This window comes from Pseudomonas sp. S2_F03 (assembly GCF_054668335.1).
The window spans coordinates 3,568,381-3,589,047 of sequence record NZ_CP162759.1 but is presented as its reverse complement, the minus strand read 5'-3'; the positions used below and the strand labels follow the sequence as shown (position 1 = coordinate 3,589,047).

General features: G+C 59.3%; 12 protein-coding genes, 2 tRNA genes and 3 pseudogenes. 4 read left to right on the top strand and 13 right to left on the bottom strand.

Going from position 1 to position 20,667, the window contains the following annotated elements:
- Positions 1-284: 284 nt before the first annotated feature.
- The 8 genes and pseudogenes from AB4N76_RS16775 to rnr form a co-directional block, all read right to left on the bottom strand.
- A complete protein-coding gene (locus AB4N76_RS16775; protein ID WP_046028449.1) occupies positions 285-2,588 on the bottom strand; it encodes a YgiQ family radical SAM protein in 2,304 nt (767 codons plus the stop codon).
- A 185-nt stretch (positions 2,589-2,773) separates the two neighbouring features.
- On the bottom strand, positions 2,774-4,168 hold the full coding sequence (gene dnaB, locus AB4N76_RS16770; RefSeq protein WP_007947521.1) for a replicative DNA helicase: 1,395 nt from the start codon (positions 4,166-4,168) through the stop codon (positions 2,774-2,776).
- 123 nt (positions 4,169-4,291) lie between these two features.
- Positions 4,292-4,738 carry a 50S ribosomal protein L9 gene (gene rplI / locus AB4N76_RS16765; protein ID WP_046028423.1) on the bottom strand — a complete coding sequence of 149 codons (447 nt, stop codon included), beginning with the start codon at positions 4,736-4,738 and terminating at the stop codon, positions 4,292-4,294.
- A 19-nt stretch (positions 4,739-4,757) separates the two neighbouring features.
- Entirely contained in the window at positions 4,758-5,651 is an 894-nt protein-coding gene (locus AB4N76_RS16760; protein ID WP_046028422.1) for a YybS family protein, read from the bottom strand.
- Positions 5,652-5,687: 36 nt separating this feature from the next.
- Positions 5,688-5,918 (bottom strand): 30S ribosomal protein S18, encoded by a 231-nt coding sequence (gene rpsR, locus AB4N76_RS16755; RefSeq protein ID WP_002551829.1) that lies wholly within the window; start codon positions 5,916-5,918, stop codon positions 5,688-5,690.
- Positions 5,919-5,946: 28 nt separating this feature from the next.
- Positions 5,947-6,369 carry a 30S ribosomal protein S6 gene (gene rpsF, locus AB4N76_RS16750; RefSeq protein WP_008035342.1) on the bottom strand — a complete coding sequence of 141 codons (423 nt, stop codon included), beginning with the start codon at positions 6,367-6,369 and terminating at the stop codon, positions 5,947-5,949.
- Positions 6,370-6,687: 318 nt separating this feature from the next.
- Complete coding sequence (rlmB, locus tag AB4N76_RS16745) at positions 6,688-7,455, bottom strand: 23S rRNA (guanosine(2251)-2'-O)-methyltransferase RlmB (protein ID WP_046028418.1); 768 nt, start codon at positions 7,453-7,455, stop codon at positions 6,688-6,690.
- Positions 7,452-10,086, bottom strand: a pseudogene (gene rnr / locus AB4N76_RS16740) (ribonuclease R). The gene rlmB and the pseudogene rnr overlap by 4 nt, the downstream one beginning before the upstream one ends.
- 226 nt (positions 10,087-10,312) lie before the next feature.
- On the opposite strand from rnr, the gene AB4N76_RS16735 reads away from it, so the two are divergent.
- The 4 genes and pseudogenes from AB4N76_RS16735 (at position 10,313) to AB4N76_RS16720 (ending at position 13,572) form a co-directional block, all read left to right on the top strand.
- Positions 10,313-10,399: transfer RNA gene (locus AB4N76_RS16735), tRNA-Leu, on the top strand.
- Positions 10,400-10,565: 166 nt separating this feature from the next.
- A tRNA-Leu gene (locus AB4N76_RS16730) sits at positions 10,566-10,652 on the top strand.
- A gap of 348 nt (positions 10,653-11,000) precedes the next feature.
- Complete coding sequence (locus AB4N76_RS16725; protein WP_046028415.1) at positions 11,001-12,011, top strand: extracellular solute-binding protein; 1,011 nt, start codon at positions 11,001-11,003, stop codon at positions 12,009-12,011.
- Positions 12,011-13,572: pseudogene (locus AB4N76_RS16720) on the top strand (ABC transporter permease). Before AB4N76_RS16725 ends, AB4N76_RS16720 begins: the two are co-directional and overlap by 1 nt.
- Before the next feature lie 118 nt (positions 13,573-13,690).
- Here the strand turns inward: AB4N76_RS16720 and AB4N76_RS16715 are convergent.
- The 5 genes and pseudogenes from AB4N76_RS16715 to hflK form a co-directional block, all read right to left on the bottom strand.
- Positions 13,691-15,625: a methyl-accepting chemotaxis protein gene (locus AB4N76_RS16715; protein WP_077432373.1), complete on the bottom strand. Its 1,935-nt coding sequence runs from the start codon at positions 15,623-15,625 to the stop codon at positions 13,691-13,693.
- Positions 15,626-15,775: 150 nt separating this feature from the next.
- A complete protein-coding gene (locus AB4N76_RS16710) occupies positions 15,776-17,068 on the bottom strand; it encodes an adenylosuccinate synthase (RefSeq protein ID WP_010464193.1) in 1,293 nt (430 codons plus the stop codon).
- Positions 17,069-17,120: 52 nt separating this feature from the next.
- On the bottom strand, positions 17,121-18,308 hold the full coding sequence (locus AB4N76_RS16705; RefSeq protein WP_460163268.1) for an ATP phosphoribosyltransferase regulatory subunit: 1,188 nt from the start codon (positions 18,306-18,308) through the stop codon (positions 17,121-17,123).
- A 314-nt stretch (positions 18,309-18,622) separates the two neighbouring features.
- Positions 18,623-19,491: pseudogene (gene hflC / locus AB4N76_RS16700) on the bottom strand (protease modulator HflC).
- Positions 19,491-20,660, bottom strand: a complete 1,170-nt coding sequence (gene hflK / locus AB4N76_RS16695) for an FtsH protease activity modulator HflK (protein WP_460163267.1) — start codon at positions 20,658-20,660, stop codon at positions 19,491-19,493. The pseudogene hflC and the gene hflK overlap by 1 nt, the downstream one beginning before the upstream one ends.
- Positions 20,661-20,667: the final 7 nt, after the last annotated feature.

Here is a 20,667-nt window from a genome sequence, read left to right as displayed (position 1 = left end):
CGTATTTGAAAGCGCGCAAGACTTATGCCATCGCGGCAACGCTGGCGCTTTCTCCATTTGCTTGAGGCAGTACAGCACCAAAATCGGGCGATGCGGGAATTTGGTTGGGCGCAGTTGCACGCAAATGTTGCGAGGAAGGGGTGTGGGCGTGATCGTTCCCACGCTCCCGCGTGGGAATGTAGCCCGTGACGCTCCGCGTCACTGGACGCGGAGCGTCCCTAGAGGCATTCCCACGCGGAGCATGGGAACGATCAGGTTGGCGTTCTGTTCAGTTCAAGCGCGACTTAGCGCGGTACGACTGGCTTGCGGGCGGGTTTAGGACCTTTGCCTTTGGCTGCGTCCTTGCGCTCCTTGGCCGCCTGCTGGTTGCGGGCGAACGCCGCAGCCTTGGCCTGTTCACGCTTGTCCCACGGGTTAGCGCCATCGCTGGCACGCGGCGGCAGGCCGGTGTGCTGGGTGAGGATCTTGGTGGTCTTTTCACCTGCAACCTTGTGGCTACCGGCCGGTGTCGAGTTTTTGCGACGGGCGCTCTGGTAGCTGTCGGTCGACGGCTGGTGCAGCGGGATCAACTGGTTCTTGCCCGGTCCAATCAGATCGGCGCGGCCCATACGGGTCAGCGCTTCACGCAGCATCGGCCAGCCTTTCGGGTCGTGATAACGCAAGAACGCCTTGTGCAGACGACGCTGCTCTTCGCTCTTGACGATGGTAACCGCGTCAGACTTGTAGGTGACCTTGCGCAGCGGGTTCTTGCCCGAGTGGTACATCGCGGTGGCAGTAGCCATCGGCGACGGGTAGAACGCCTGCACCTGGTCGGCACGGAAGCCGTTGCCCTTGAGCCACAGTGCCAGGTTCATCATGTCTTCATCGGTGGTGCCCGGGTGGGCGGCGATGAAGTACGGAATCAGGTACTGCTCTTTCCCGGCTTCCTTGGAGTACTTCTCGAACATGCGCTTGAACTTGTCATAGCTGCCGATGCCCGGTTTCATCATCTGGTTGAGCGGACCTTCCTCGGTATGTTCCGGGGCGATCTTCAGGTAACCACCAACGTGGTGGGTCACCAGCTCCTTGACATATTCCGGCGACTCGACCGCGAGGTCGTAACGCAGGCCGGAAGCGATCAAAATCTTCTTCACACCCGGCAAGGCACGGGCGCTGCGATACAGCTGAATCAGCGACGAGTGGTCGGTGTTCAGGTTCGGGCAGATGCCAGGGAACACGCACGATGGCTTGCGGCACGCGGATTCGATTTCCGGGCTCTTGCAGGCAATGCGGTACATGTTCGCGGTCGGGCCGCCGAGGTCAGAAATGACGCCGGTGAAACCCGGCACCTTGTCGCGGATCTCTTCGATTTCGCGAATGATCGACTCTTCGGAGCGATTCTGGATGATCCGGCCTTCGTGCTCGGTGATCGAGCAGAAGGTGCAGCCGCCGAAGCAGCCACGCATGATGTTCACCGAGAAACGGATCATGTCGTAGGCCGGGATCTTTTCCTTGCCATACGCCGGGTGCGGAATGCGCGCATAAGGCATGCCGAACACGTAGTCCATTTCTTCGGTGGTCATCGGAATCGGCGGCGGGTTGAACCAGACATCGACTTCGCCGTGCTTCTGCACCAGCGCACGGGCGTTGCCCGGGTTGGTTTCCAGGTGAAGCACACGGTTGGCGTGAGCATAAAGAACCGCGTCGCCACGGACTTTTTCAACCGACGGCAGCCGGATAACGGTCTTGTCGCGAGTCATTTTCGGGCTGGCGAGGATCTGCACGACCTTGGCTTCGCTCGGATCTTCAACCGGACCTTTTTCCTGCTCGATCGCGCAGGCTTGGGTGTCCTGGGTGTTCACGTAAGGGTTGATGATCTTGTCGATTTTGCCCGGACGGTCGATGCGCGTGGAGTCGACTTCGTACCAGTCTTTCGGCGTATCGCGACGGATGAACGCGGTACCGCGCACATCGGTGATGTCTTCGATTTTGTGACCGTAGGACAGACGCTGGGCGACTTCGACGATGGCACGCTCGGCGTTGCCGTAAAGCAGGATATCGGCGCAGGCGTCGATCAGGATCGAGTTGCGAACCCGGTCCTGCCAGTAATCGTAGTGAGCGATGCGGCGCAGGGAAGCTTCGATGCCACCGAGCACGATCGGCACGTTTTTGTAGGCTTCCTTGCAGCGCTGGCTGTAAACCAGGCTGGCGCGGTCCGGACGTTTGCCCGCCATGCCGCCAGGGGTGTAGGCGTCATCGGAACGGATTTTCTTGTCGGCGGTGTAGCGGTTGATCATCGAGTCCATGTTGCCGGCCGCGACACCGAAGAACAGGTTCGGCTCGCCGAGTTTCATGAAGTCGTCTTTGGACTGCCAGTCCGGCTGGGCAATGATCCCGACGCGGAAGCCTTGCGACTCCAGCAGCCGGCCGATAATCGCCATGCCGAACGACGGATGGTCAACGTACGCATCACCGGTGACGATGATGATGTCGCAGGAATCCCAGCCAAGCTGATCCATCTCCTCCCTGCTCATCGGCAGGAATGGCGCTGGACCGAAGCATTCGGCCCAGTACTTGGGATAGTCAAATAACGGCTTGGCTGTTTGCATGACGATGACCGGTGTTGAGATGAAAAATCGCGGGCGCGGAATATAGCACAAAAAATAACCAATTCCGACGGCTATGGTCGGAAATTGTGGCGACGCCATCGCGGGCAAGCCCGCTCCCACAGGGAATTCAATGTCCTTGTGGGAGCGGGCTTGCCCGCGAAGAGGCCCCTAAGGCGCTACACAACTTACTCGTCGTCGAAGTTGTAGCTACCCGGCGCCAGGTTTTCGAAGCGGGTGTATTTGCCGATGAACGCCAGCCGTGACGTGCCGATCGGACCGTTCCGCTGCTTGCCGATGATGATCTCGGCGATGCCTTTGTGCTCGGTTTCCGGGTGATACACCTCATCCCGGTACACGAACATGATCACGTCAGCATCCTGCTCGATCGCTCCGGATTCCCGGAGGTCGGAGTTGATCGGGCGTTTGTTCGGTCGTTGTTCCAGGGAACGGTTGAGCTGGGACAGCGCCACTACCGGGCAGTTGAATTCCTTGGCCAGGGCTTTCAAGGAACGGGAGATCTCGGAAATCTCGTTGGTCCGGTTGTCACCGCCGGAACCTGGGATCTGCATCAATTGCAGGTAGTCGATCATGATCAGGGCGACGTCGCCGTGCTCACGCACCAATCGACGAGTCCGCGCACGCATCTCCGATGGGCTGATACCGGCCGTATCGTCGATGAACAGCTTGCGATCGTTGAGCAGGTTGACCGCCGAGGTCAGGCGCGGCCAATCGTCGTCGTCGAGGCGACCGGCCCGGACTTTGGTCTGGTCGATACGGCCCAGGGACGACAACATACGCATGATCAGCGATTCACCTGGCATTTCCAGCGAGTAAACCAGGACGCACTTGTCGCTGCGCAACACGGCGTTTTCCACCAGGTTCATCGCAAAGGTGGTTTTACCCATGGACGGACGGCCGGCGACGATGATCAGGTCGGAAGGCTGCAGGCCGCTGGTCTTCTCGTCGAGGTCGGTGTAGCCGGTGGACAGGCCGGTGATGGCGTTGTCGGTGTTGAACAGCGTATCGATGCGGTCGATGGCCTTGGTCAGCAGGTCATTCACGCTCACCGGGCCGCCGGTTTTTGGCCGGGCCTCGGCGATCTGGAAGATCTGCCGTTCGGCTTCGTCGAGAATTTCTTCAGCCGTACGGCCTTCCGGGTTGAACGCGCTGTCGGCAATTTCGGTAGCGATACCGATCAATTGTCGCAAGGTCGCCCGAGCGCGAACGATCTGTGCGTAAGCCTTGATGTTGGCGACGGACGGCGTGTTTTTTGCCAGCTCACCCAGGTAGCCGAGGCCACCGACTTGCGACGTCTGACCTTCCTTGTCCAATTGCTCGGCAAGGGTCACGACGTCGATCGGCGAGTTCTGGTCGGCGAGCTTGGCGATCGCACGGAAGATCAGGCGGTGGTCATGTCGATAGAAATCGCCGTCCGACACTTGATCGAGCACGCGTTCCCAGGCGTTGTTGTCCAGCATCAAACCACCGAGCACGGCCTGTTCGGCCTCGATGGAGTGCGGCGGCACCTTCAGGGAAGCGGTTTGCAGATCGTATTGCTCGGGTGCGGAGATATCGTTCATGGCCACTTGAATTTGATATGTGAAAAGCAGGGATTGCAGAAAGACAAAGGGCACGACCTGTAAACAGGATCGTGCCCGATGTTAACCGTCTGACGGACAAGCCGCCAGCCGATCAAGTGTTGCTTAAGCTGCTACCACGACAACGCGTACGGTGGCTTCAACTTCGGCGTGCAGGTGCACGGCTACGTCGAATTCGCCTACGTTGCGGATGGTGCCGTTCGGCAGACGAACTTCGCTTTTTGCAACTTCAACGCCAGAGGCGGTCAGTGCATCAGCGATGTCGTGGGTGCCGATCGAACCGAACAGCTTGCCTTCGTCACCAGCGGTGGCAGTGATAGTCACTTCCAGCTCAGCCAGTTGGGCGGCGCGGTTTTCAGCCGAAGTCTTACGGTCTGCTGCGGCTTTTTCCAGCTCAGCGCGACGCTCTTCGAACGCAGCCAGGTTGGCTGGGGTCGCAGCGGTAGCTTTACCGTAAGGCAGCAGGTAGTTACGACCGTAACCAGCCTTAACGTTCACTTTGTCACCCAGGTTGCCCAGGTTGGTGACTTTTTCCAGAAGGATCAGTTGCATGTGAAAATCCTCTTAACTTTTAACCTTCACCGTTCGCGCTATCGGCATCTTTCGGTGCCGAACGACCGCGAAAATCAATCAGGCTGTCGACGATGGCCAAGACCACCAGCAACGGATAGATCAGCTGCATGAACAGCAACAGCGTGACGTACAACCCCACCAGCCAGAACCTGGCCAGTCGCTTTTGCGCCACCAGCCCGTGAATCAGGGCCAGCCCGGCGAACACCAGCGGTACGCTGCACAACGGCGTTAACATGGCCATCTGTGGACCGATGTTCGGCCCCAGAAGCATGCACGCCAGCAGCAACATCGCCGGCAAAAACGGGAAACGGATGGCGCGAAACTCGCGACCAAAACCACCCGGGTTGTACAACAACGCCTGCCAGTAGCGCCCGACAATCAGGCTCAGCACACTGACGATTTGCAACAATGCCGCAATCAGGCCGGTCAGGACCGGTGCAATCAGGGACGCAAAATGCGCTTGCTCGTCTACCGATAACTTCTCGTAGACATCACCGAGTAGCGACGGCATGACTTTTATCAACGCCTGCGCCAGCATCTCGATTTGGGGACCAAAAGTCGCCCCCAGCACCACCGAAAACACCACTCCCATCGCTATGCTGACCAGCAGCACGCGGTCCCAGGATTCGCTTGCGCGCAAAACCAACGCAAGGCTCGAAGAACCCAACAGCACCAGAAGTGCCCGAGGGTCATCCGAGTAAAGCCACCAGATCAACGCCGGCAGCATTCCCAGGGCAAGAACGCCAAGGGCGTCCTTCAATCCGCGCCGCAGAAGCACAAGGCATCCTGCGGCAGCACCCAACCAATACAACAACGGCAATGTTACGCATCCAGCCACTACGAGAGTGGCCTGCATGCGGCCGCGCATGATGAACTCAGCTATGGCGCGCATGCATTCAATCCTTTGCTACGAGTCGACTGCCCGGTCTCAGCGGCCGTGGCTGTCGGTGTAGGCCAGCAGGGCCAGGAAGCGGGCGCGCTTGATAGCGGTGGCCAGCTGACGCTGATAACGTGCTTTGGTACCGGTGATGCGGCTTGGAACGATTTTGCCGGTCTCGGATACATAAGCTTTCAGAGTGTTGAGATCTTTGTAATCGATCTCTTTCACGTCTTCAGCGGTGAAGCGGCAGAATTTACGACGACGGAAGAAACGTGCCATTTGATAGGCTCCTTAAAAGGTCCGTGGATTACTCGTCAGCGTTATCGCTGTTGTCGCTGTCATCACCATCAACGCCTTCGGCGTCGGAGTGCTCAGGACGGTCGCGACGCTCACGGCGCTCACTGCGGTTTTCTTCAGCCTTGAGCATCTCGGATTGGCCGGTAACGGCTTCTTCGCGACGGATGACCAGGTTACGGATCACTGCATCGTTGTAGCGGAAGTTGTCTTCCAGCTCGGCCAGGGCCTTGCCAGTGCACTCAACGTTCAGCATCACGTAGTGAGCCTTGTGAACATTGTTGATTGCGTAGGCCAGTTGACGACGGCCCCAATCTTCCAGACGGTGGATTTTGCCGCCGTCTTCTTCGATCAGCTTGGTGTAACGCTCAACCATGCCGCCGACTTGCTCGCTTTGATCCGGGTGGACCAAAAAGATGATTTCGTAATGACGCATGAATGCTCCTTACGGGTTGTAGCCTGCCGCTCAAAAGCGGTCAGACAAGGAGTGAATGACACTTATGGACTTGCCTGCGATAGACACATGCGTGCCTGCCGTCACAGCAAGGGGCGCAATTGTAGAGAAGGGACAGAAGAGGTGCAAGGCAATTGGTGATTATTTGAACAGTTCGTTCGCGCCACCGATCTTTGGCTTAGCGAAGAACCAATGTGAGAGCGGGCTTGCTCGCGAAAGCGGTATCACATCCAACATTTCTACTGAATGACACACCGCTTTCGCGAGCAAGCCCGCTCCCACATTTGGATCGCGTACGACTTAAGGCTTTTTGCCGGCTGCGGCAGCTTTGACGCTACGCTGACGCTGAGCCTCGAACAGGCACACGCCAGTCGCCACGGAAACGTTGAGGCTGCTGACGCTGCCGGCCATCGGCAGGTGCACCAGGTAATCGCAAAGATCGCGAGTCAGGCGACGCATGCCGCTGCCCTCAGCCCCCATGATCAGGATGGTCGGGCCGGTCATGTCTTGCTGATACAGACTCTGCTCGGCTTCACCCGCCGTACCGACAACCCACAAGCCACGCTGCTTGAGTTTTTCCAGGGTGCGCGCCAGGTTGGTCACGGCGACCAACGGAATCACTTCCGCCGCGCCACACGCCACTTTTCGCACCGTCGGCGTCAGCGTCGCTGATTTGTCCTTCGGCACGATCACCGCCAGCGCACCGGCCGCATCGGCCGAACGCAGGCAAGCACCCAGGTTGTGCGGGTCGGTCACACCATCGAGCACCAGCAACAGCGGAGCTCCGTCGGTGCGATCCAGCAGCTCGTCGAGCATCGCCTCACCCCAGACCTGGCTCGGACTCACGTCCGCCACCACGCCTTGGTGCACGCCTTCAACCCAGGCATCCAGCTCACGGCGCTCGGCATTGCCGACGGCTACGCGGTTTTCGGCAGCGAGCGCGATCAGCGTTTGCACACGCGGATCACTGCGACCTTCAGCCAGCCAGATTTGCTTGACGCGTTTCGGGTGGTGACGCAGCAACGCTTCTACCGCATGCACGCCGTAGATCTTTTCCAACTGACTCATGACTTCGCCTTCGGTTTACGCGCCCCGCCACTTTTGGCAGCCGGGGCCGAACCCGCTTTTGGCGGGCCTTTACGGTGTTTGCTTGGTTTTGCTGGCTTGCCGCCGGGGGCCTTGTCAGGCGCCGACCGTCCGGTCTTTCCCCCAGACGCCGCTTTACCGCCGCTTTTCGCTTCAGACAGCAACGCCTGTTTCATTTCACGGCTTTTACGCAGCTCGGCATTTTTGCCGCCGCATCGCTTGGGCGATAGGCTTCTGGAGCCTTTTCCTTGGCAGGACGACGACCGGTTTTCGCCGGGGCCGGCTCTGCCGCTGATTTTGCAGAGGCGGCTGGCGCTGTAGCTTCAGTACCGCGCTTCTTGCGACCGATCGGTGCACTGATGGTCTTTTCAGCCATCTCGAAGTCGATCTTGCGTTCGTCGAGGTCAACGCGCATCACGCGCACTTCAACGGTATCGCCGAGGCGGAAGCTGCGACCGGTACGCTCACCGGCCAGGCGGTGATGCACAGGATCGAAGTGGTAGTAATCGCCCGGCAGCGCGGTGACGTGCACCAGGCCTTCGACATAAATGTCTGTCAGCTCGACGAACAAGCCAAAACCGGTCACGGCGGTAATCACACCCGGGAACGACTCGCCAACGCGGTCCTTCATGAACTCGCACTTGAGCCAGTTCACCACGTCGCGAGTGGCTTCGTCCGCACGGCGCTCGCTCATCGAGCACTGCTCGCCGAGTTGCTCGAGGGCCGCCTCGTCGTACGGATAGATACGCGCCTTCGGAATGCTCATCGCACCAGCACGGCGAACGTGCGGGGTATCCTGCTTGGAATGGATAACGCTGCGAATCGCCCGGTGCGTGAGCAAGTCCGGGTAGCGGCGGATCGGCGAGGTGAAGTGGGTATAGGCTTCGTAATTCAGGCCGAAGTGGCCCTGGTTATCCGCGCTATACACTGCCTGACTCAACGAACGCAGCATGACGGTCTGGATCAGGTGGAAATCCGGACGATCCTTGATACCTGCCAGCAATGCCTGGTAATCCTTAGGCGACGGGCCGTCCTTGCCTTTGTGCAGGGACAGGCCGAGTTCGCCAAGGAAGGCCCGCAGTTTTTCCAGACGCTCCGGTGGCGGACCATCGTGGACGCGGTACAGCGCCGGGATTTCGTGCTTTTTCAGGAATTCGGCGGTGGCCACGTTGGCCGCCAGCATGCATTCCTCAATCAGCTTGTGTGCATCGTTGCGAACGGTTGGACGGATTTCGGCAATCTTGCGCTCGGTCCCGAAGATGATCCGGGTTTCCTGCGTTTCGAAATCGATCGCGCCACGCACATGACGGGCCGCCAACAACACCTTGTACAGCGAGTACAGCTGCTTGAGGTGCGGCACAACGTCGGTGTACTCACCGCGCAGCTTGCGCCCTCGGTGGCTTTCGGCGTTTCGAGCATGGCGCTGACCTTGTTGTAGGTCAGACGGGCATGGGAGTGAATAACCGCTTCGTAGAAGCAGTAGTCGGTCATTTCGCCGGACTTGGAGATGGTCATCTCGCAAACCATGGCCAAACGATCGACTTGAGGGTTCAGCGAGCACAGGCCGTTGGACAGTTGCTCTGGCAGCATCGGGATCACGCGCTCGGGGAAATACACCGAGTTACCGCGAACCTGAGCCTCTGCATCCAGTGCCGAACCGAGTTTCACATAGCTGGAAACGTCGGCAATCGCCACGTACAACTTCCAACCGCCGGAGAACAGGCGCAGCTTGCCCGGCTTGGATTCGCAGTAAACCGCGTCATCGAAGTCGCGCGCATCTTCACCGTCGATGGTCACAAACGGCAGATGGCGCAGATCGATGCGCTTCTCTTTGTCTTTCTCTTCGACTTCCGGCTTGAGCTTGGCCGCTTCTTTCAAGACCGCTTCGGGCCAGACGTGAGGAATATCGTAGGTGCGCAAGGCAACATCGATTTCCATGCCCGGCGCCATGTAATTGCCCACGACTTCGACCACGTCGCCTTGCGGCTGGAAGCGTGGTGTCGGCCAGTGAGTGATCTTCACTTCAACGAACTGACCAATCTGGGCGTTGGCATTGCGGCCCGGCGTGACCAGCACTTCCTGCTGGATCTTCGGGTTATCCGCAACCACGAAGCCGATACCGCCTTCTTCGAAGTAGCGACCCACGATGCTCTCGTGAGCACGGGAGACCACTTCGACGATCATGCCTTCACGGCGACCGCGACGGTCGAGGCCTGAAACACGGGCCAGGGCACGGTCACCATCGAACACCAGGCGCATTTGCGCCGGGCTCATGAACAGGTCGTCACTGCCGTCGTCCGGGACCAGGAAGCCGAAGCCGTCACGGTGACCGCTGATGCGGCCCAGGATCAGGTCGAGCTTGTCCACCGGCGCATACGTGCCACGACGGGTATAGATGAGTTGTGCGTCGCGCTCCATGGCGCGCAGGCGGCGGCGCAGGGCTTCGATCTGGTCTTCCGTGGTCAGACCAAACTCTTCGACCAGTTGCTCGCGGTTAGCAGGCGAACCTCGATCAGCGAGGTGCTGAAGGATCAGTTCACGGCTAGGAATAGGGTTTTCATATTTTTCCGCTTCACGAGCGGCCTCGGGATCGAGGGACTGCCAATCGGCCATTAGAGAGTTTTCACCTTGTCTATATGCGGGTTAGTTTGGCATAGGCGTAATGAAACGGGAAATTTCAGGCTATGACAGCCCATCTAAAGCCCTTTATCGACACTGCAAAGCTGATTTGAAGACCACTGGCGAAATTTTCCAGGTTTTTTTGATTCCGGGGGTTTACAGTTAAAAAGACGCTCCGTATAGTGCGCGCCATCGACGACGCAGACGCGCTGTCGATACTGCCCAGATGGTGAAATTGGTAGACACGCCAGCTTCAGGTGCTGGTGACCGCAAGGTCGTGGAAGTTCGAGTCTTCTTCTGGGCACCAATTTCGAGCTTGAGATTAGTTCAATTTCAAGGCTCACACAAAAACCCGCGAAAGCGGGTTTTTGCATTCTAAGCGTTTGATTTATTAAATCTAAATCAGGGGTTTACAGATCAAAACGCTCTCCGTATAGTGCGCCACATCAACAGCGGCAACGCTTGTGATAAATGCCCAGATGGTGAAATTGGTAGACACGCCAGCTTCAGGTGCTGGTGACCGCAAGGTCGTGGAAGTTCGAGTCTTCTTCTGGGCACCAATTCAAATTCAAGGTTTCGACCTTGGATTTCACAAAAACCCGCGAAAGCGGGTTTTTGCGTTTCTGGCGTTTGAAAACTTATCTCAAACCGCGCAGACCTGTAGCAGCTGGCGAAGCCTGCGTCCGACTACGAAGCGGTCGTCAAAGCTGAGCTCACGTTATTTCTGGCACACCGCATCGCCTGATTTCACGACTGCTTCGCAGCCGAACGCAGGCTTCGCCAGCTGCTACAAGTGCCGAGACAGCCGCTCTAGCAGCCACTTCCCAGCACCGCAAGGCGCACTTGAGAAACAATATCGTTTATCATTGTTGCAAGATTTTGCAATGCGACAGTGAGGAACCCTGCGAATGATGTTTCAAAATACCCTGCGCCGCGGCCTGACCTTCACGCTTCTCGGCCTGGTACTCGCCTCTCCTCTCACCCAGGCTGCCGACCCGGTTTCCCTGACACTCTATAACGGCCAACACAAGGAAGTCGGTGACGCCATAGCCAAAGCGTTCGAAGCCAAGACCGGCATCCACGTCAATGTGCGCAAAGGCAGCAGCAACCAGCTCGCCAGCCAGATCATGGAAGAAGGCGATCGCTCCCCCGCCGACGTGATCTATACCGAAGAATCGCCGCCGCTGAACAAACTGGGCGAGCAAGGCGTGCTCGCCAAGGCCGACGACGCCACGCTGGCGGTTTTACCCAAAGAATATGTCGCCGGCAATGGCACCTGGATCGGCATTACGGCCAGAGTCCGGGTCGTTGCCTACAACCCCAAGCTGATTGAAGAGAAGGACCTGCCAAAGTCGGTAATGGAATTCTCCAACCCGAAATGGCAAGGCAAAGTCGGCTTCGTGCCTACCAGCGGCGCCTTTCAGGAACAGGCCGTCGCGATCATCAAAGTGCACGGCATGGATGCAGCCGAAGAATGGCTGACCGGCCTGCGCGCATTTGGCAAGACCTACAGCAACAACATGGTTGCCCTGAAGGCCGTGGAGAATGGCGAAGTCGCCACCGTGTTAGTGAATAACTATTACTGGTTCGCGCTGCAACGCGAGAAGGGTCAGCTCGATTCGAAACTGTATTACTTCACCGGCGGCGACGTCGGCGGGCTGATCACTGTTTCCAGCGCTGCCGTATTGAAATCCAGCAAACACCCCAAAGAAGCCCAGCAACTCCTTGCTTATATGGCCAGCGAAGAAGGTCAGCGCGTGATCACCCAGACCACCGCCGAATACCCGCTGCACAAAGGCATGGAATCGGATCGCGGCCTCAAGCCCTTCAGCGAACTGCAAGCGCCCGACGTCACGCCAGCCGATCTCGGTAACGCCGAACAAGCGCTGGACCTGGAACGCGATGTCGGCCTGAACTGATGAGCGCATCGTTATCCAGCCCCAACTCCGAGGGCTACGTGCCACGACGCAAACGGCCGTCAATCTGGCTGCTGCTACCGGTTCTGCTGCTGGTAGCGCTGAGCCTGCTGCCGCTGATGTACGTGGGACTCAAGGCCTGGCAAGCCGGTTGGGCCGAGGCGTTACATTTGCTGTGGCGGCCCTATGTGTTCGGACTGTTGCGCAATACGCTGGCACTGATGGCTGGCGTGACGCTGTCATGTAGCGTGATCGGTTTGTCGCTGGCCTGGCTGCTGGAACGCAGCAATCTGCGCGGGCGACGAGTGTGGGGCGTGATTCTCTGCTTGCCGTTCGCCGTGCCGGCGTTTGTCAGCAGCTTCACCTGGGTCTCGCTGAGCGCTCACTTCGAGGGGCTGGGCGGGGCAATTCTGGTGATGACCCTGTCCAAGTATCCACTGGTATTTTTGCCGGTGGCGGCGACCTTGCGCAATCTCGACCCCGCTCTGGAGGAGTCCGCACGAACCCTGGGACAGAATCGCTGGGGGGTGTTTTTCAGAATCACCCTGCCACTGCTCTGGCCCTCGCTGCTGGCGGGGGCCTTGTTGATTGCGCTGCACATGCTGGTGGAGTTCGGCGCCCTTTCAATCATTGGCCTGCAAACCTTTACCACGGCGATTTATCAGCAATTCGAGCTGGAGTTCAGCAATGCCAATGCCGCCATGCTCTCCGCCGTGTTGCTGGCGCTGTGCCTGGTCTTGCTGTGGCTCGAACTGCGAGTGCGCGGCAAAGGTCGTCACGTGCGCACCGGTCAAGGCGCGGCGCGGCATGCGGAACAGGTCCGACTGGGGCGCTGGGCGGGTGCTGGACAGCTTTACTGCTTGACGCTGGCGATCATCGGCAGTGGCATTCCCCTGGGAATGCTTGCGTATTGGCTGGCGGTCGGCTCTTCGGCCGCATTCCCGGTGGCGGCGATCGGCGAAGCCCTGCTCTCATCCCTGGCACTCTCTCTCGGTGGCGCCGCACTGTGCCTGATGCTGGCAGTACCGGTCGGACTGCTGGTGGTGCGCCATAAAGGGCAATTGGCAATCTGGGCCGAGCGCTTGCCATACTTGCTGCATGCGCTGCCGGGACTAGTGATTGCGCTGACGCTGGTGTATTTCGCCCTGCACTATGTGCCGGCGTTATACCAGACGTCGGCATTGTTGCTGATCGCTTATGCGCTGCTGTTTCTACCACTGGCTCAAGCGCCGATTCGCACGGCACTGAACAAGGCGGCGCCGCAGCTGGAAGAAGCGGCCCGCACGCTGGGAGCGTCGTCCTTCAGTGCGTTTTGTCGGGTGACCTTGCCGATTATCTTCCCGGCGCTGGGCGCGGCATTTGCGCTGGTGTTTCTGGACGCCATGAAGGAGCTGACGGCGACGCTGCTGCTCAGCCCGACCGGGCTAATACCCTGGCGACAGAGGTTTGGGCGCATACCGCGAACGTGGAGTTTGCGGCAGCGGCGCCTTATGCGGTGCTGTTGATTGTTGTGTCGGGATTGCCGGTTTATCTATTAACAACCCGGATGTATCTGAGCCGCTGAAATCGTTATCGCGGGCAAGCCCACTCCCACAGGTACTTCTGAGAACACACATGTTGTGCACAACAGATGACACCGCGGGAGCGGGCTTGCCCGCGATGGGGTCAGCCCAGACAACCCATTACGCCCTGAACTGCCCCAGGCTCGCCTTCAACTGCGCCGCCAGCCCATCCAGCACTTTGCCACTGGCCGTGGTTTCAACCACCGCTTGAGCCGCTTTCTCAGCCTGCGCATGAATGGTTTCCACTCGACCACGCACGGCCTGCGCCCCTTGCGCCTGATGGGCCGCGGCCTGAGTGGCCAGGCCAATCGCGGCATGCACCTGTTCGACCGACGCCTGCACCGACTGCTGCAACCGCGCACTGTCGCGCAACACCAGCAACCCTTCGCTGGCCTGACGCCCCGCCTGGCCAATCGCAGCCACCGCCTCACGCGCCCCCTGCTGCAAGGCAACGATGTGCGCCTGAATGTCGCCAGTCGAGCTCTGCGTTTTGCTTGCCAGCGCCCGTACTTCGTCTGCCACCACAGCAAACCCGCGACCGGTCTCGCCCGCACGCGCCGCTTCGATGGCGGCGTTCAGTGCCAGCAAGTTGGTTTGCTCGGCGATCCCGTGGATCACCGTCAACACCACTTCAATCTGTTCACTCTGCTGCGCCAGCCGCTCGATGACTTTCGCACCGGTGTCGACCTGCCCGGCCAGCGCCTCGATCAGGCTGCCGACTTTCGCCGAGGTCCGGGTGTTTTCATCAGTGGCCGAGCGGATGTCCACCACCTGCTGCAAAGCGGCCTGCATGGCGTGACTTTCAGACTGGGCTTCATCAGCCATTTGCGACAGCGCCCGCAGGCTCTCGGCCACTTCATCGCGCTGCATACCCGCCGCCTTGTCAGCCCCGGCATTGCGCAGGGTCATGGCGCCGATTTCCACACCGGTACGCTGAGCGACATCACCCGCCTCGCGCACAATCGGCTGCAACTTATCCACAAAGCGATTGACCGCCGAAGCCATGTCACCGATTTCATCTTTGCTGTTGATCTGCACACGCTTGGTCAGGTCACCCTCGCCCGCCGCCAGGTCATCCATGGCACTGATCAGCATCTTCAAGCGGTTGACCACCCGACGCCCGAGCACCACGGCCAGTAACAGCAGCACACCGCAACCGACCAGCGCCAGGAACATGCCGATGCGCCAGCGCAAGGTCGCTGCCGCTTCCTGCACCGTATTGGTGGTATTGGCTTTCATTTCGGAGGCGGTGGACTGAGCCGACTGCAATCGCGCACGCATGGCCGCCGCACTGTCTGCGGCCGCGCCCTTGAGGCTGTCGCCGACCAGTTGATCACTGCTGGCAATCAACGCCGAGAAGCGCTTGTCCAGGGCTGCCAGGTCGGTTTCCACCGAGGCAGTCGAAACCCCCATCACAACCTTGCCGATTTCCACGCCATTGGGATTGATCGAGGCTTCGAGGTAGTAAACCGAAGGATCGTTCTTCGCCGCATCCAGCACCTTGTCCAGCGCCCGCTCGCCCTGCCCCTTTTCCAGCAAGGCCTTGTTGATCGGGTTTTCACGGTTGAGGTAGCGCGTCAGGTGCTGCCCCGTTGCATCGTCGTAAACCACGAACAACACATTGGGATTACGCTGGGCCCGGCGGGCGAATTCAGACAGGGTTGGAACGTCGCTGTCCCACATTGCGCGGGGAGCGACCGAGGCCAGAAGCTGCGCCATGTCATTGGCGGAGTCCTTCAGATCCTTTTCCAGCGTCGCGCGCAACTGCGCCTGCTCCTCCTCCAAACGCGAGGACAAACCGGCCGTGAGCCGCTGACGTGTGCTGGTCGAGAGGCTGTCGAGGCTCGACGTGACTTCACGCCCCGCCTGCTCGAGCTCGCCAGAAAGTTTTTGACTGTCGGCCCCCAGACGCACACCCAAATCGGCTTCCAGCGCGGTCACTGTGCTCCGGGTCAGGGCAACAGCCACCAGCACTTGCACCAAAAGGGCGATACCAAGGGTAACGAACACGGGCCGCAACAAACGGCTTTGTAACAGTGAGAGAACGGCTGACACTTATAATCCCTCTGCTTTGGCGCCATTAAATTGTTGGCGCGCTGGAAGCGATGCTTTTAATCAACATCACAGCAAAGGTCATGCCGTCCCACAGGCAGAAACGACAAAGGGTCCTATTAAGGACCCTTTGTGTTTCACTTCAATGACTTATCAAGCAAACGGATGACGCAGAACGATGGTTTCGTTGCGGTCCGGGCCCGTCGAAATAATGTCAATCGGTGCACCGACCAACTCTTCAACGCGCTTGATGTAGTTACGAGCGGCTTGCGGCAGCTCTTCCAGCGTCTTGGCACCGACGGTGGATTCGGTCCAGCCCGGCATCTCTTCGTACACCGGCTCCAGGCCGATGTAGCTGTCGGCGTCAGTCGGTGCGTCGATCACTGCACCATCCTGGTTCTTGTAGCCAACGCAGATGTTGATGGTTTCCAGACCGTCCAGCACGTCCAGCTTGGTCAGGCACAGGCCCGAGATGCTGTTGACGTCGATAGCGCGACGCAGGATGACGGCGTCGAACCAGCCGCAACGACGGGCACGGCCGGTAGTCGCGCCGAACTCGTGACCACGCTTGGCCAGGAAAGCACCCACGTCGTCGAACAGCTCAGTCGGGAACGGACCCGAACCCACGCGAGTGGTGTAGGCCTTGGTGATGCCCAGGATGTAATCCAGGTACATCGGACCAAAACCCGAACCGGTGGCGATGCCACCTGCGGTGGTGTTGGAGCTGGTGACGTACGGGTAGGTACCGTGGTCGATGTCCAGCAGGGAGCCTTGGGCGCCTTCGAACATGATGTCTTTGCCAGCACGGCGCAGTTCGTGCAGCTCAGCGGTGACGTCGAGCATCATCGGCTTGAGCAGCTCGGCGTATTCCATGCACTCGTCCAGCGTCTTCTGGAAGTCGATGGCCGGCTCTTTGTAGTAATTGACCAGTACGAAGTTGTGGTAATCCAGCAACTCGCCCAGCTTGGCGGCGAAACGCTCACGGTGGAACAAGTCACCGATGCGCAGACCGCGACGTGCCACCTTGTCTTCGTATGCCGGGCCGATGCCGCGACCGGTGGTGCCGATCTTCAGCTCGCCACGGGCCTTTTCACGGGCCTGGTCCAGCGCTACGTGGTAGGACAGGATCAGCGGGCAGGAAGGGCTGATACGCAGGCGCTCGCGCACCGGCACGCCTTTCTCTTCCAGCTTGATGATTTCCCGCAGCAGAGCGTCGGGTGCAACCACCACGCCGTTACCGATCAGGCACTGCACGCCTTCGCGCAGCACGCCCGAGGGGATCAGGTGCAAGACGGTTTTCTCGCCGTCGATCACCAAGGTGTGACCAGCGTTGTGGCCACCTTGGTAGCGCACTACGGCGGCAGCATGTTCGGTCAGCAGATCAACGATCTTGCCTTTGCCCTCATCACCCCATTGGGTGCCCAGGACTACGACATTCTTACCCATAACACTTGTCCTCATTCGCGCAACTTGGTGCCGGCAGCGCCGGCGGGAAAACTCAAGAGGCCAGTGGCGATACTTGCCAAAGCCCGTTCTGCAGAATCAATTGCCGGTCGCAGTCCGCTTCACGGGCGGCGGCCAAAGGTTGTCCAGGCAACGCCTGAACGACACGCTGACCCTCACTGCGCAACTGACAAACCTGCTGCCAGAGTGCCGTATCCGTACTGTCAGGCATCCAGATACCGCCAGACGGTAGCTCGATTTCAGCACGCCCCAGGGTCACCAGGGTTTTCAAATCAGTAGAGAAGCCAGTTGCCGGACGAGCGCGACCGAAGTCGGCGCCGATGTCGTCGTAACGACCGCCCTGGGCAATGGACTGGCCAACACCCGGTACAAATACCGCGAACACCACACCGGTGTGGTAGTGGTAACCGCGCAACTCACCCAGGTCGAAATACAGCGGCAGCTCCGGGAAACGCACGGACAGACGCTCGGCAATCGCCAGCAGGTCGTCCAGAGCAGCCAGAACTGGAGCCGGCGCATGCGCCAGACGCTCGCGGGCAGCGCTCAACACTTCACGGCCGCCACACAAATCAACCAGTGCACGCAGCATGCCCGACAAATCGGCAGGCAGGCCTTCGGTCAAGGTAATGACCTCATCGATGGCCTTGCGTTGCAACGCATCGAACAACTGCTGCTCGACTTCACCGGACAAACCGGCGGCGCGGGCCAGGCCACGGTAGATACCGACATGACCGAGGTCCATGTGCACATCCGGCACGTCGGCCAGTTGCAGCATAGCCAGCATCAGACTGATGACTTCCACATCGCTGCTCGGGCTGCCATCACCATACAACTCGGCACCCAACTGAATCGGGCTGCGAGAGGACGACAAGGCGCGAGGCTGAGCATGCAGCACGCTACCGGCGTAGCACAGACGGCTTCGGCCTTCACGACGCAAGGTATGCGCATCAATGCGTGCCACTTGCGGCGTGATGTCGGCACGGAAACCCATCTGCCGGCCCGATTGCGGGTCGATGACCTTGAAGGTACGCAGATCGAGGTCCGAGCCCGCGCCGGTCAGCAGGGATTCCAGGTACTCGATATGGGGAGTCACGACAAACTCGTAACCCCAGCTCTGGAACAGATCCAACACCTGACGACGCGCTACTTCAATGCGCGCCGCTTCTGGTGGCAGTACTTCTTCGATGCCATCTGGCAGCAGCCAGCGGTCTACCGTCGCCATTACGCCATTCCCCTATGATCCGGGCGGCCAGCCCTCGGCCGAGCCTTGAGTGAAGCAGAAAATGATTGGCTCATTGCACAAACCACGCGCATGAACAACGAAGCGAAAAGCCTTTTACCGGCTTCGCTAACCACTTTCCTCGAAAAACTATCGAGCCATTCGACTCGGCGCCTGCCTAAAAACAGCAATCAAACGTGCAGACGCAAAAAAGCCGGGAATTTCCCGGCTGCCGCATCATACACACGTTTTCCCAAAGGATCACCCCGCCAGAGGCTTTAGCCGCCAGGCGGGGGACGATTCAGGTCAACGCGGTATCAAGGCTTGGCTTTTTCCAGGTAACGGAAGAAGTCGCTGCTTGGGTCCAGGACCATGACGTCGGATTTGTTCGCGAAACTTTCACGGTAGGCACGCAGGCTACGATAGAAACCGTAGAACTCCTGATCCTGGCCGTAGGCCTTGGAGTAGATCGCAGCGGCCTGAGCATCACCGTCACCGCGAACCTCTTCAGATTCACGATAGGCTTCAGCCAGCAGCACGCGGCGCTGACGATCGGCGTCGGCACGAATGCCTTCTGCCAGCTCGTTACCCTTGGCGCGATGCTCGCGAGCTTCACGCTCACGCTCGGTGCTCATACGCTCGAACACGCTGCGGTTCACTTCTTTCGGCAGATCGATGGCCTTGACCCGAACATCGACGACTTCGATACCCAGTTCTTTTTCCGCCATCTTGTTCAGCGAAGCAGTGATGTCAGCCATCAGCGCGTCACGCTCACCAGAAACCACTTCATGCAGCGTGCGCTTACCGAACTGGTCACGCAGGCCCGATTCCAGACGACGGGACAGACGCTCGTCGGCGATCTGCTTGAGGCCGGACGTTGCAGTGTAGAAGCGCTCGGCATCTTTCACGCGCCACTTGGCGAAGGCATCCACCATGACGGCTTTCTTTTCCAGCGTCAGGAAGCGTTGCGTCGGTGCATCCAGCGTCATCAGGCGTGCGTCGAATTTGCGCACCTGGTTAACGTAAGGCACTTTCACATGCAGGCCCGGCTGAACATCAGCCTGACCACGCGACCGAACTGCAGCAACACCGCACGCTCGGTCTGAGCCACGATGTAGAAGCAGTTCCAGGCAGCGATTGCCACGACGACGCCAACAATAAGGGCGATCAGCGATTTATTGCTCATCAGCGGGTCTCCCTTGTGCGCGTTTGCGGCAGGTCAGTGACATGCGGCGTGACATCCGTGTTGCTGGAGGCTGCGGCCGAACCGGTTACCGGCGCATTACCGCCCGAACTGTTTTGAATCATCTTGTCCAGCGGCAAGTACAGCAGATTGCTTTGGCCATTCTTGTTGCCGGTCACGAGAACCTTGCTGGTGTTGGTGAAGACTTCCTGCATGGTGTCCAGGTACAGACGCTCGCGGGTGACTTCAGGGGCCTTGCGATACTCGGCAACCAGTTTGGTAAAGCGATCAGCCTCACCCTTGGCACGCGAGACGGTTTCGTCACGGTAACCATTGGCATCCTCGAGGATACGCTGGGCCTGGCCACGGGCTTCCGGCACGACGCCGTTGGCATAGGTTTCAGCCTGGTTACGCGAACGCTGCTCGTCTTCACGGGCACGGATCACGTCATCGAAGGCTTCCTGGACTTCACGCGGTGCCGCTGCGTTCTGAACGTTGACCTGCGTTACGGTGATACCGGTGCGATAGGTATCCATGAAGCGTTGCAGACGCTCCTTGATCTCGCTGGCCATCAACTCACGACCTTCAGTCAGTACCTGGTCCATGGCGGTAGAACCCACCACGTGGCGCAAGGCACTATCTGTCGCTTGCTGCAGGCTGACTTCCGGTTGATCCACATCCAGCACGAAATCCTGCAGGTTGCTGATCTTGTATTGCACGGTCAGCGGCACTTCGACGATGTTCTCGTCTTCGGTCAGCATCTGCCCCTGCTTGGTGTACGAACGCTCTCGCGTAACGTTTTCCAGGTACTTCTTGTCGATCGGCGGGAAATAGATATTCAGGCCCGGGCCGACGGTTTCGTAGTACTTGCCGAAGCGCAGCACCACGGCTTGCTCCTGCTCGTCGACGACGTAAACAGCGCTGTACAGCCATACGGCCGCCAGCACGACAAGGCCGATGCCGAGCAGGCCGCCAAAGCCGCCACTCTTGCCCGGACCACCGCCGTCATCACCACGTTTTTTACCACCACCGAACAACCCGTTCAGGCTTTCCTGCAGCTTTCGGAAGGCCTCGTCGAGATCCGGTGGTCCCTTGCGGTCGCCGTTATTACGACGCTTGCCACCCCAAGGATCCTGATTATTCGAGTTGCCACCCGGCTCATTCCAAGCCATAGCGCTC

Excerpts from the sequence above, each read along its gene's own strand:
- AB4N76_RS16725 (WP_046028415.1), top strand. The coding sequence starts at position 11,001 with ATGATGTTTCAAAATACCCTGCGCCGCGGCCTGACCTTCACGCTTCTC.
- AB4N76_RS16760 (WP_046028422.1), bottom strand. The coding sequence starts at position 5,651 with ATGCGCGCCATAGCTGAGTTCATCATGCGCGGCCGCATGCAGGCCACT.
- dnaB (WP_007947521.1), bottom strand. The coding sequence starts at position 4,168 with ATGAACGATATCTCCGCACCCGAGCAATACGATCTGCAAACCGCTTCC.
- AB4N76_RS16705 (WP_460163268.1), bottom strand. The coding sequence starts at position 18,308 with ATGGCGACGGTAGACCGCTGGCTGCTGCCAGATGGCATCGAAGAAGTA.
- hflK (WP_460163267.1), bottom strand. The coding sequence starts at position 20,660 with ATGGCTTGGAATGAGCCGGGTGGCAACTCGAATAATCAGGATCCTTGG.
- rpsR (WP_002551829.1), bottom strand. The coding sequence starts at position 5,918 with ATGGCACGTTTCTTCCGTCGTCGTAAATTCTGCCGCTTCACCGCTGAA.
- rplI (WP_046028423.1), bottom strand. The coding sequence starts at position 4,738 with ATGCAACTGATCCTTCTGGAAAAAGTCACCAACCTGGGCAACCTGGGT.
- rlmB (WP_046028418.1), bottom strand. The coding sequence starts at position 7,455 with ATGAGTCAGTTGGAAAAGATCTACGGCGTGCATGCGGTAGAAGCGTTG.
- AB4N76_RS16710 (WP_010464193.1), bottom strand. The coding sequence starts at position 17,068 with ATGGGTAAGAATGTCGTAGTCCTGGGCACCCAATGGGGTGATGAGGGC.
- rpsF (WP_008035342.1), bottom strand. The coding sequence starts at position 6,369 with ATGCGTCATTACGAAATCATCTTTTTGGTCCACCCGGATCAAAGCGAG.
- AB4N76_RS16775 (WP_046028449.1), bottom strand. The coding sequence starts at position 2,588 with ATGCAAACAGCCAAGCCGTTATTTGACTATCCCAAGTACTGGGCCGAA.